Origin of the sequence: Kumtagia ephedrae, assembly GCF_003012745.1 — a bacterium.
Taxonomy (GTDB): Bacteria; Pseudomonadota; Alphaproteobacteria; order Rhizobiales; family Rhizobiaceae; genus Kumtagia; species Kumtagia ephedrae.
Genome location: NZ_PXYK01000042.1, coordinates 1 through 10680 on the forward strand (window position 1 = coordinate 1; position 10680 = coordinate 10680).

11 protein-coding genes, 1 tRNA gene and 1 pseudogene are annotated in these 10680 nt (G+C 65.7%); 9 read left to right on the forward strand and 4 right to left on the reverse strand.

Translation table 11 applies throughout. The annotated features are described in order from the left end of the window. Positions 1-604 (reverse strand): GTP-binding protein (locus tag C7I84_RS27355; protein WP_120785134.1); only part of this gene is annotated, 604 nt, incomplete at its 3' end. Between the two features lie 206 nt (positions 605-810). Between C7I84_RS27355 and C7I84_RS27360 the strand changes: the two genes are divergently transcribed. After that, positions 811-1191 (forward strand): VOC family protein, encoded by a 381-nt coding sequence (locus C7I84_RS27360; RefSeq protein WP_106775386.1) that lies wholly within the window; start codon positions 811-813, stop codon positions 1189-1191. A gap of 54 nt (positions 1192-1245) precedes the next feature. Here C7I84_RS27360 and C7I84_RS27365 read toward each other — a convergent pair whose 3' ends face one another. Together C7I84_RS27365 and C7I84_RS27370 are read right to left on the reverse strand one after the other, a co-directional pair. Then, on the reverse strand, positions 1246-1965 hold the full coding sequence (locus C7I84_RS27365) for a L,D-transpeptidase (protein WP_106775387.1): 720 nt from the start codon (positions 1963-1965) through the stop codon (positions 1246-1248). Between the two features lie 214 nt (positions 1966-2179). After that, positions 2180-2264: transfer RNA gene (locus tag C7I84_RS27370), tRNA-Leu, on the reverse strand. Positions 2265-2525: 261 nt separating this feature from the next. On the opposite strand from C7I84_RS27370, the gene lipB reads away from it, so the two are divergent. Both lipB and ggt read left to right on the forward strand, forming a co-directional pair. After that, a complete protein-coding gene (gene lipB / locus C7I84_RS27375; RefSeq protein WP_106775388.1) occupies positions 2526-3266 on the forward strand; it encodes a lipoyl(octanoyl) transferase LipB in 741 nt (246 codons plus the stop codon). A 1-nt stretch (position 3267) separates the two neighbouring features. Then, positions 3268-5031, forward strand: coding sequence for a gamma-glutamyltransferase (ggt, locus tag C7I84_RS27380; protein WP_106775389.1), 1764 nt, complete (start codon positions 3268-3270; stop codon positions 5029-5031). Between the two features lie 546 nt (positions 5032-5577). On the opposite strand, the pseudogene C7I84_RS27385 reads toward ggt, so the two are convergent. Beyond that, positions 5578-6722: pseudogene (locus C7I84_RS27385) on the reverse strand (ISAs1 family transposase). A gap of 406 nt (positions 6723-7128) precedes the next feature. On the opposite strand from C7I84_RS27385, the gene secE reads away from it, so the two are divergent. The 6 genes from secE to rplL all read left to right on the forward strand — a co-directional run bounded on the left by secE (position 7129) and on the right by rplL (position 10503). Next, a complete protein-coding gene (gene secE, locus C7I84_RS27390) occupies positions 7129-7332 on the forward strand; it encodes a preprotein translocase subunit SecE (RefSeq protein ID WP_106775390.1) in 204 nt (67 codons plus the stop codon). A 25-nt stretch (positions 7333-7357) separates the two neighbouring features. After that, complete coding sequence (gene nusG, locus C7I84_RS27395; protein ID WP_106775391.1) at positions 7358-7897, forward strand: transcription termination/antitermination protein NusG; 540 nt, start codon at positions 7358-7360, stop codon at positions 7895-7897. Between the two features lie 151 nt (positions 7898-8048). Next, positions 8049-8477, forward strand: a complete 429-nt coding sequence (gene rplK / locus C7I84_RS27400; RefSeq protein ID WP_106775392.1) for a 50S ribosomal protein L11 — start codon at positions 8049-8051, stop codon at positions 8475-8477. 4 nt (positions 8478-8481) lie between these two features. Next, positions 8482-9180, forward strand: coding sequence for a 50S ribosomal protein L1 (gene rplA / locus C7I84_RS27405; protein ID WP_106775393.1), 699 nt, complete (start codon positions 8482-8484; stop codon positions 9178-9180). Between the two features lie 369 nt (positions 9181-9549). Next, a complete protein-coding gene (gene rplJ / locus C7I84_RS27410; protein ID WP_106775394.1) occupies positions 9550-10068 on the forward strand; it encodes a 50S ribosomal protein L10 in 519 nt (172 codons plus the stop codon). Positions 10069-10122: 54 nt separating this feature from the next. Then, a complete protein-coding gene (gene rplL / locus C7I84_RS27415) occupies positions 10123-10503 on the forward strand; it encodes a 50S ribosomal protein L7/L12 (RefSeq protein ID WP_106775395.1) in 381 nt (126 codons plus the stop codon). Positions 10504-10680 lie beyond the last annotated feature (177 nt).

Here is a 10680-nt window from a genome sequence, read left to right on the forward strand (position 1 = left end):
GCTCAGGCGTCGGGATGTAGTCGTCGACCGCCGCCATCAGCTTGCGGATGGCGTCCTCGCCGATCTCCTTGTTCGAATCCTCCAGCGCGGCAAGCGCCGAGCCCGGGATGATCGGAATGTCGTCGCCCGGGAACTCGTTCTTCGACAGGAGCTCGCGCACCTCGAGCTCGACCAGCTCCAGGAGCTCCGGATCGTCGACCTGGTCGACCTTGTTCAAAAACACCACGATCGACGGAACACCGACCTGGCGGGCCAAAAGGATGTGCTCGCGCGTCTGCGGCATCGGGCCGTCGGCGGCCGACACAACCAGGATGGCGCCGTCCATCTGCGCAGCACCGGTGATCATGTTCTTCACGTAGTCGGCGTGGCCGGGGCAGTCGACATGCGCGTAGTGACGCTTGGCCGTCTCGTATTCCACATGCGCCGTCGAGATCGTGATGCCGCGCGCCTTCTCCTCCGGCGCCGCGTCGATCTGGTCATACGCCTTGTACTCGCCGAAATACTTGGTGATCGCAGCCGTCAGCGACGTCTTGCCATGGTCGACATGGCCGATCGTCCCGATGTTCACATGCGGCTTCGTCCGCTCGAATTTGCTCTTGGCCATTCTGCTCTTTCCTTGGCGTCAGCTCGTGGGTCTGCTTTGGATGGGGCCGATTAGCGACAAAGGCTGCAAAAGACAAGGGGTTTTCGCCCATCCGCCCGATGGCGGGCGGCTGCAGGCTGTCGGTCTCCGGCGATCGTGCAGGAAGCCGTTCAGATAGGTATTCTGCCGGCAGGCGCAAGCCTCGCCGGCAAGCTCGGGAGAACCGGATGACCAGACTGTTCAAGGGCATCAACGTGGTGTCGATCACCGTGGCCGACCTCGACCGCTCGCGCCGTTTCTACCGCGACACGCTGGGACTTGGAGAGCCTCTCTACGACCTGCCAGAAGCCGGCTGGATCGAGTTTTCGACCGGTCGCGACGGCGGCGGCAACCTGGCACTGGTGCCGGCCGGACCGGGCTGGCGGCCGTCGGCAGGCACCACCGTGGTGTTCGACGTCGAGGATTGCCATGCCGCCGTCGCCGACCTGCGCGAGCGCGGCGTCGACTGCGACGACCCGCAGGTGTTCCCGGGTTATGTCACCTTCGCCGGCTTCCGCGATCCCGACGGCGACCGGCTGCAGATGTGCAGCCCGGCACCCGACGCGTGAAGTCCGCTTGCGGGGAAGGCGTGCGCTCGCCGACCGATCTAAGGCCGGCCGCTTTCAGCCGACGACGACCGTCGTCTTGCCGGGCACGCGGTTGTAGAGATCGATCACGTCCTGGTTGATCATGCGCACGCAGCCCGACGACATATTCTGGCCGATGGTCCACCATTCGGGCGAGCCGTGGATGCGGTAGCCGGTGTCGACGCCGTCCTTGAAGATGTAGAGCGCGCGGGCCCCGAGCGGATTGTTGGGGCCGCCCGGCTGGCCGCCGGCCCATTTGGCGACTTCCGGCTTGCGGGCGATCATCTCGCGCGGCGGCGTCCAGGTCGGCCACTGCTTCTTGTACTGGATGTTGGCGCGGCCCGACCACTCGAAACCGGCCTTGCCGATGCCGACGCCGTAGCGCAGCGCGTCGCCGCCCGGCTGCACGAGATAGAGAAAATGGTTGTTGAGGTCGACGACGATGGTGCCAGGCGCCTCGCCGGTCGGGTCAGGCACGATCTGCCGGCGAAACGCGCGCGGGATCTTTTCGTAGGGGATCTCGGGCAGCACGAACGGACCCTCGGTCACCGCGGCATACATCACCCCCGGATTGGTGACGGCCGGGTCGACGCTGATCTTCGGCCGGATCGAGCCGGTGCTGGCAGTGTCGAGGCCGAGTTCGGCCGGATCGAGCGAGCGCGAGCAGGCGGCGAGTCCCAAGGCCGCGGTGCCGACAAGAAACGCCCGCCGGCTCGATGCGGATTTTTCGCCAACGAAGGACTGCTTGCGTGCCATCAGGTCTGTCCCCAGTAACGGAGGACCTATGGACCAAACATGGTTTACATCGCCCTAATGGCGTCGATCGGCGTTAAGCCCGGCGGTGTGTGGCTGAGGCACGGCCGCGGCAGACGGCAGCAGCCGCCATCCGGGTCGGCGGTATTTCCACCTACCGCCGTCCGCAAAGGCACAATGAAAACAGAAAGAAGTCTCTTCAATCCCTGAAGATCGTTGGTGCGGTCGAGAAGACTCGAACTTCCACGGGTTGCCCCACAGCGACCTCAACGCTGCGCGTCTACCAATTCCGCCACGACCGCACGTCACGAAAGGGCCGGTCAGAACCGGCAAGCGGGCCTTTAGCAAATAGCCTCCGGCGAAACAAGGGCGCCGGGACGGATTTCGGCGGCTTCCTCCACAGCCGCCGCAAGTGTCGGAAACACCGGCAATTCCGATGCGCGGTGCATACCCCGACCGAAGGTCACCGGCCATGAGGGCGCCCGCCGAGAATAACCGCCAACGCGCCGAGCAACTGGACGTTTTCGACCGACCCGTCCATATAGAAGGGAAGGGATCAGCCCATGCAGCGCAGCGAAATCGCCACGTCGTTTCTGCCCGTTCCCGGCGCGCCGCCGGTAGAATGGCTGGTCGAGCGGGGGCTGACGCCCTACGAGCGGGCCCTTGCCGTCATGGAAGCGCGGGCCGCCGCGATTCGCGAAGGCCGGGCAAACGAACTCGTCTGGCTGGTCGAACACCCGCCGCTCTACACCGCCGGAACCAGCGCCGAGCCGCGCGATCTGATCGATGCGGACCGGTTTCCCGTCTTCAAGGCCGGCCGCGGCGGCGAATACACCTATCACGGGCCCGGGCAGCGGGTCGCCTACGTCATGCTCGACCTGAAGCGGCGGCGCGAGGACGTGCGCGCCTTCGTGGCGGCGTTGGAGGAATGGATCATCGCCGCGCTGGCGGCCTTCAATGTGCGCGGCGAGCGACGCGAGGACCGCGTCGGCGTCTGGGTGGTGAGACCCGACCGACCGCCGCTCTCCGACGGAACGCCCGCCGAGGACAAGATCGCGGCGATCGGCATAAGACTGCGTCGCTGGGTGAGCTTTCACGGCATCGCCGTCAATGTCGAGCCGGATCTCACGCATTTTGCCGGGATCGTGCCGTGCGGCGTCACAGATCATGGCGTCACCAGCCTGGTCGATCTCGGCCTGCCCGTGACCATGCACGACTTCGACGTCGGGCTGAAGGCGGCCTTCCGCAACGTGTTCGGCCCTGTGGCCGACGTGGCCTCCGAACCGCAGCGGCTGGCCGGCTGACATGCGGCGGGCCGGTCTTTCCTGCCTGCTGCCGGCCCTGGCGCTCGCCACGCTGCTGCCGCTCCAGGCCGGCGCTCAGCAGGGGACCGACCTCGTCCAGCCGGAGCAGGCGACCGGCAGCCGCGCGGCTGCCGCGGTCACGGCAAAGCACCAGATGGTGGTCGCGGCCAATCCGCTCGCCGCGCAGGCCGGGCTCGACGTGCTGCGCGCCGGCGGCAGCGCCGCCGACGCGGCGGTCGCCGTGCAGACGGTGCTCGGCCTTGTCGAGCCGCAATCGTCCGGGCTCGGCGGCGGCGCCTTTTTCGTCTGGTACGACGCGGCAAGCGGCGAACTCACTACCTTCGATGCCCGCGAGACGGCACCCGCCGAAGCCACACCGGACCTTTTTCGCGGCGCCGGCGGCAAGCCGCTCCCCTTCTTCGACGCGGTGGTCGGCGGCCGCTCGGTCGGCGTTCCCGGCGTGCCCCGCCTGCTGGAGACCGTGCATCGCCGGTATGGTACCCGCCCCTGGAACTCCCTGTTCGAGCCGGCGATCCGTCTGGCGGATGACGGCTTCGCGGTGTCGCCGCGGCTTGCCGCCGCGATCGCGGAGGACAAGGGGCGGCTCGACCTGGAGCCCAGCACCCGCGCCTATTTCTTCGACGCTGCCGGCGCGCCGTTGCCGGCCGGCCACCGGCTCGCCAATCCCGCCTATGCCGAGACGCTGAAGGCGCTCGCCCACGGCGGCGCCGATGCCTTCTACAACGGGCGGATCGGCGCCCGTCTCGTCGAAGCCGTGCGCACGCATCCGAAAAATCCCGGCCTGCTGTCCGGCCGTGACATGGCGGCCTACCGCGTCAAGGAGCGGCCGGCCGTCTGCGCGCGCTATCGCGGCCACGAGGTCTGCGGCATGGGACCGCCCTCCTCCGGCGCCTTCGCCATCGGCCAGATTCTTGGCATGCTCGAGCCGTTCGATCTGACCACCCTCGGCGCCGACGATCCGGAAAGCTGGCGCCTGATCGGCGACGCCACCCGCCTCGCCTTCGCTGATCGCGAGCGCTATCTCGCCGACAGCGACTTCGTCTCCATCCCGAAAGGCCTGCTCGACCCGGCCTATCTCAGGGACCGCTCGGCCCTGCTGCGCCGGCCGACCGCGCTCGGCGAAGACGAGGCGACGGCCGGCGAGCCGCCCTGGGACAAGGCCGAACTCAGGCTCGACGGCGTCTCGGCCGAGATGCCGTCGACCTCGCATTTCGTCGTCGTCGACGCGGCCGGCAACGTCGCCTCCGTCACCACCTCGATCGAGAATGGGTTCGGCGCCCGGCTGATGGTCGACGGTTTCCTGCTCAACAACCAACTCACCGACTTCGCTTTCTCGCCGGTCGAGGGCGGCCACAACGTCGCCAACCGCGTCGAGCCGGGCAAGCGCCCGCGCTCATCCATGTCGCCGACGATCGTGCTTCGCGACGGCAAGCCTGCTTTCGCGCTCGGCTCACCCGGCGGCAGCAGCATCATCTCCTATGTCGCCACCACGCTGATTGGACTGATCGACTGGAAGATGGACATGCAGGCAGCGATCGCCATGCCGCATCTGGTGAACCGGTTCGGCCCCTACGATATCGAGAAAGGTACCAAGGCCGAAGACCTCGCCGACGATCTTACGGCGCTCGGCTTCACGGTGGCGGCAAAGGACCTTAACTCCGGCCTGCACGGGATCGCCTGGACGCCGGCCGGCCTCGTCGGGGGTGCCGACCCGCGGCGCGAAGGTGCAGCGCTCGGCGACTAGCCGGCTGCCCACGTAACGCGGCGGGCCAGATCTTCAGAGCGCGCCGATCCACAACGACACGGTGATCAGAAAGGTGCTCATCGAGACCAGAGACACGACATCCTGGATGAAATCGGTCATCAATCCCTCCTGTTTTGGATATGTTTATACTTTGTTCTTAATTTGTTCTAAAGTCAATGCATCCCTGCACTGCCTTCTGGTCCGCCCGGGTTGTGTGGTTAACGAAGGATTGACGGCTTCAGAGCCGCGATGCCGCTCAGCCGCGACGCGGTGATCGTAGGATGCCCGGCTGGATGTGCCTCTCAGTCCGGATCGCCGGTGGTGGCTGCGGTTTTCTATGCACGCCGGGTCAAGGCGTCGCTGGACACATGGGGTTTCGGCCGAGGTTGGAAGATCATGGAAGGATGGCGTTCGAGCGCCGGCCTCGCCCGATCTGAACGGCATCCGCCGGAGTTGGAAGGATAGACCTCCCGACGCTGGTGAGGAGACGAGCCGCGCTTGGTCATGGACGTCTCTCCGACATCACCTCACGGCAGTGAATCCGGGTTAACGCGGTGACGGCTGGAGGATTGTCTCGAGGTATTGCTTGTTTCTGGCGGCGCGTTTTCTGCGCAGTTTGATGGATCGGCTGTCGTTGACGAAGCGCAAGAGATTGAAGGCGAAGTGGCGCACGACGGCCATGTTGGCGGGGCCGTGGCCGGTACGGCCTCTGGCCTTGTCCTCCCGGAAGGTGACGTCGAGCACCCAGTGCAGCGAGGTCTCGATGGCCCAGTGGGCGCGGATGGCGGCTGCGGCTTGCGATCATGGCGCGCGCGGAGACGTAGAAGCGGCGGTTCTGGTGGCGTTGCCCTCCCGAAGGTCGCGGCCTCGACCATGACGATCGCCGCGACCCCGGGGCAGGCGGTATTCGCCGGGAAAGCCTCGTTGTCCCGCGAGCCAGTCGACATGGGTTGAGACGGCGACGCGCCGTTCCTCGACGCGGCCGTGGCCCTTGTCGGTGTCGGCGAACCTGTCCGGCGGCGGGGACAGCGGATCGTCGAAGAAGCGCTCGATCTCGGCGAACAGGCCGGGCTGGTTGGCCTTCACGGCGATGAGATAGTCGGCGCCGGCGTCCACGACCGTCTTTGCGACCTTGCAGTTGCAGGCGATGGCGTCGATGGTGACGAGCGCGCCGTCGAGCGCCTTGGCGGCGGCCAGCCGTTCCAGCAGCAGCGGGATCGTGTCCTGCTCGCAGATTCCTTCCGCCACCGCCTCCTGGCCGATCACCAGGCGCTCGCGCGTGGCGAAGGCCGAGACCAGGTGCAGCGCAGCGCGCCCCTGTCGCGATCATGGCCGCCACGCGCGGTCTTGCCGTCGATGGCCACCAGGTCCGGCACGCCGGGCCGCAGCGCCGCCGCCCAGGCGCGGAAGCAGTCGGCGAACAGGCCGGCCTCGATCCGGTTCATCAGCATGCGCAGCCAGCGCGCGCCGCAAACGCCGTGATGATAGGGCAGGAAGCGCCGCAGGAAGGCGAGATTGTCCTCGCCCCAATCGGCGATGTCCTCGAAGTCATCGCCCGCCGCGATCGTACCGCACACGACCACAAGCAGCACCTCCGGCAGCGGGTGCGCCACCCGCCACGGCTCGCGGTCGTCCTCGATCAGCGCAAAATGGTGCAGAAGCAGCCGCGGCTTCTCGGTCGTCTCAGGCATGGCAGCGCTCTCCGAATCACTGCCGCCAACAGAATCAGACCGCCCGCAATCCCGAAACCGCCGTTAACCCGAGTTCAATGCCGTGGCCGAAACGCCGGCCATCTTGCAAGAAGGTCAGTTTTCGGGCATAACGGCCACATAGCCGGAACGGGACGACTGGATGGTTCCGATGCGGCGTTTGGTGAGAGAGCCGAAGCTTGCCACTTGCGTGGAGCGGGAATCGGCTCTATGTAGACAGACGGGCACGCGACGCGTGGAGCTGGGAAGCTGGCTGTACGCGTCTAAATCGCGTGGGTGAAAACGAGGCGCTGATTTGGCGCCGACGTCACCGCCCGGATCGATTTCTCCCGGCAACGGGAACATCCAGGAGATCCGAACCAACGGATCTCTCGAGACAGAGCGGCAGATGGCATCGAAGATCACCAATCCATTCACCTTCCTTCAGCAGGTGAGGTCCGAGACGGCGAAGGTGACCTGGCCGTCGCGGCGCGAGACCCTGATTTCGACCGTGATGGTCGTGATCTTCGCCATCATCGCGATGATCTTCTTTTTCGCTGCCGACCAGTTGATGGCCCTGGGCATCGATCTGATCCTCGGCCTCGGCCGCTGATACCTGCGTATACGGAGAATTTTTGATGGCGGCGCGCTGGTACATCGTCCATGCCTATTCGAACTTCGAGAAGAAGGTCGCCGAGGACATCGAGAACAAGGCCAAGCAGAAGGGCCTGAGCGACAAGATCGAGCAGATCGTGGTGCCGACCGAGAAGGTCGTCGAGGTGCGCCGCGGCAAGAAGGTGGATGCCGAGCGGAAATTCTTCCCGGGCTACGTGCTGCTCAAGGCCGAGCTCACCGATCCGGTGATCAGCCTGGTGAAGAACACGCCGCGGGTCACCGGCTTCCTGGGTGAGGACAAGCATACGGCCAAGCCGATGCACATCACCGACAAGGAGGCCGAGCGCATCCTGCACCAGGTTCAGGAGGGCGTGGAGCGGCCGAAGCCTTCGGTCATCTTCGAGGTTGGAGAGCAGGTGCGCGTCTCCGACGGGCCGTTCGCGTCCTTCAACGGTTTTGTCCAGGAAGTGGATGCCGAGCGGGCGCGGCTCAAGGTGGAAGTTTCGATCTTCGGGCGCGCCGTGCCCGTCGATCTGGAATTCGGTCAGGTCGAGAAGGGCTGACCGGAGATGCCCCGCTAGAGGCGGGGCGGCGAGGGCGGCAGCGCTCCTCGTTCGCGGTGGGAGGAAAGGCGGCATTAGCCGGCCGTGGCTTCCGCACCACCAGACTGCAAACCGCCGGCGATGGCCGGCATGAAACAGAGGCAGGAAAGAGATGGCTAAGAAAGTAGCGGGCCAGCTCAAGCTCCAGGTTGCCGCGGGTTCTGCGACTCCGTCGCCCCCGATCGGCCCGGCGCTTGGTCAGCGCGGCATCAACATCATGGAATTCTGCAAGGCGTTCAACGCCCAGACGCAGGAGCTCGAGAAGGGTTCGCCCATTCCGGTGGTGATCACCTATTACCAGGACAAGTCGTTCACCTTCGTCATGAAGACGCCGCCGGTGAGCTACTTCCTGAAGAAGGCCGCCAATCTCAAGTCGGGTTCCAAGGAGCCGGGCAAGGTCAAGGCCGGCCAGATCAGCCGCGACAAGGTGCGCGAGATCGCGGCCGCCAAGATGAAGGATCTCAACGCCAACGATGTGGAAGCCGCCATGCGCATGGTCGAAGGCTCCGCCCGTTCGATGGGCCTGGAAGTGGTGGGCTGAGACGATGGCAAAGGTAGCAAAGCGCGTTGCGAAGTCCCGCGAGGGCCTCGACCGCAACAAGGCATACGCTCTCGATGAAGCGATCAAGCTGCTGAAGGAGCGTTCCGCGGTGAAGTTCGACGAGACCGTCGAGGTCTCGCTCAATCTCGGCGTCGATCCGCGCCACGCCGACCAGATGGTGCGCGGCGTCGTCAACCTGCCGAACGGCACGGGCCGCACGGTGCGCGTCGCCGTCTTCGCCAAGGGCGCCAAGGCCGACGAGGCCAAGGCCGCCGGCGCCGATATCGTCGGTGCGGAGGATCTGGTCGAGATCGTGCAGAAGGGCACGATCGACTTCGACCGCTGCATCGCCACGCCGGACATGATGCCGCTGGTCGGCCGTCTGGGCAAGGTGCTCGGCCCGCGCGGCATGATGCCGAACCCCAAGGTCGGCACCGTGACCGTCGACGTCGCGGCGGCGGTCAAGGCCTCCAAGGGCGGCGCCGTCGAGTTCCGCGTCGAGAAGGCGGGCATCGTGCATGCCGGCGTCGGCAAGGTGTCCTTCGACGTGGCTGCACTTGAAGAGAACGTGCGGGCCCTGGCGGACGCCGTCAACAAGGCCAAGCCGACGGGCGCCAAGGGCGTCTACATGAAGAAGATGTCGGTGAGCTCCACCATGGGGCCCGGCCTCAAGGTCGATCTGGCGAGCCTCAGCGCCGCCTGATCCTTTGCGTGAAGGCCGGGCCGCAAAGGCCCAGCCTTCCGACGAATTCCGGGCCGCACGCCGGCCCGGATACTGGAAGCAGAAGATCGCTTCCGGACTATCCTGTCCGAGATTGCAGGCGGCTCAGCCTTAATTCGTTTGGGCCTGCATGAGACGGGTGACGACCGGACAAACGGGTCTTGCAAGACCCTGATGGAAGGTTCGAACCGTGTGTGCCTTTTGTCCGCGTGCCGGCCGGCTTCGGCCCGTCGGCTTGGCGAAAGGGGGCAGGATCCTCGAGCGTCGTTCGGGTGATTCAGAAATTGGACGCCCGCCCGGCAAAAGGCAACCGACCAAGCCCGAAAGGGTGAGGTCAACTGGAGATAGGCAGTGGATAGAGCGGAGAAACGCGAGCTCGTCACGGGTCTGAACGACGCTTTCAAGAGCGCCGGCTCGGTCGTCGTGGCCCACTATGCCGGTATCACCGTTGCGCAGATGAACGATCTTCGTGGGAAGATGCGATCTGCCGGCGGCACCGTCAAAGTCGCGAAGAACCGCCTCGCCAAGATCGCTCTTCAGGGCACGGAATCCGAGAGCATCATCGATCTGTTCAAGGGACAGACGCTGATCGCTTACTCGGCAGATCCGGTTGCGGCACCGAAGGTCGCCTCCGATTTCGCCAAGGGGAATGACAGACTGGTCATTCTCGGCGGCGCGATGGGGAAGACCGCTCTCGATGCGGACGGCGTCAAGGCTCTGGCCTCGCTGCCCTCGCTCGACGAGCTCAGGGCCAGGCTGGTTGGCATGATCGCCACGCCGGCAACCCGGATCGCCCAGGTCGTCAATGCACCCGCGGCTTCGGTCGCGCGCGTCATCGGCGCCTATGCCCGGAAGGACGAAGCGGCGTGAGGCCGTTCCTCGCTATCACCAACACCTGTTCGAACTTTCAAAAGGAACTGAAAAATGGCTGATCTCACCAAGATCGTAGACGACCTCTCGAGCCTGACCGTGCTCGAGGCCGCCGAGCTGTCGAAGCTGCTCGAGGAGAAGTGGGGCGTTTCCGCCGCTGCCCCGGTCGCCGTGGCCGCTGCCGGCGGTGGCGCTGCCGCCGCTGCCGCTCCGGCCGAGGAGAAGACCGAGTTCGACGTCATCCTCACCGATGCCGGCGCACAGAAGATCAACGTGATCAAGGAAGTGCGTGCGATCACCGGTCTCGGCCTCAAGGAGGCCAAGGACCTGGTCGAGGGCGCTCCGAAGCCGGTCAAGGAAGGCGCCAACAAGGCCGACGCCGACAAGATCAAGGCGCAGCTGGAAGCTGCCGGCGCCAAGGTCGAGCTGAAGTAAGTGCATGGTTGCCGGCGGACGGGCATCCGTCCGCCGGTCCCCATGGCAGGGGCATGCGTTCGAAAACCTCTTTCCTGAAGGCCGCAAGCGGCTTTCAGGAAACGGGTTTTCACCCGTTTTAGGACTGACCGCGGACTTTGCGGTCACGAGATGCAAGGCAGGCCGGCAGGCCGGCCC